This window comes from Pseudomonas sp. D47 (assembly GCF_045447305.1).
In the GTDB taxonomy this organism is placed as follows: domain Bacteria; phylum Pseudomonadota; class Gammaproteobacteria; order Pseudomonadales; family Pseudomonadaceae; genus Aquipseudomonas.
Map to the genome: position 1 here is coordinate 1 of NZ_JBJGXU010000196.1, position 403 is coordinate 403.

The following is a 403-nucleotide window of genomic DNA, read 5'->3' on the forward strand; positions in this document are numbered from 1 at the left end:
TGACAGGTAATGCAGCAGCTTTTCGGCGTTCGCCAGTGGGTGAGCCAGCCACTCAACCAGCTGTTTGAGCGTGTCCCAAAGCGAGTACAGTGCATCGCCAAAGCCTTTGGCATACGCCTGGTGCAGCGAGAGATAGCGTTTGAGGAAATTTGCCTCGGCGTAGTTCTTCCACAGCGGCGCAAAGGTGCCGTTCCACTCACTGCGCAGCCAATCTTCCAGCGGTGCAATGACCGACTGATAGGAGGCATGCAGCGCCTTGAAGTGTTCTTTGGAAACGTTGGGGTAAAAACTGACTCGGTACTTCTGGTTACGATCACACTCGGTGATTTCCAGAATGCCGCTGGGCCCGATGGTTTTATGGATGGGTTCGCCCAGCGGGCCACCGTTGGGGTCGACACGTTGC

General features: G+C 56.1%; 1 protein-coding gene. It reads right to left on the bottom strand.

Features of this window, described 5'->3' with window-relative positions:
- A partial coding sequence (locus tag ACI77I_RS32220) for a hypothetical protein (protein WP_407000255.1) occupies positions 1 to 403 on the bottom strand: 403 nt, incomplete at both ends.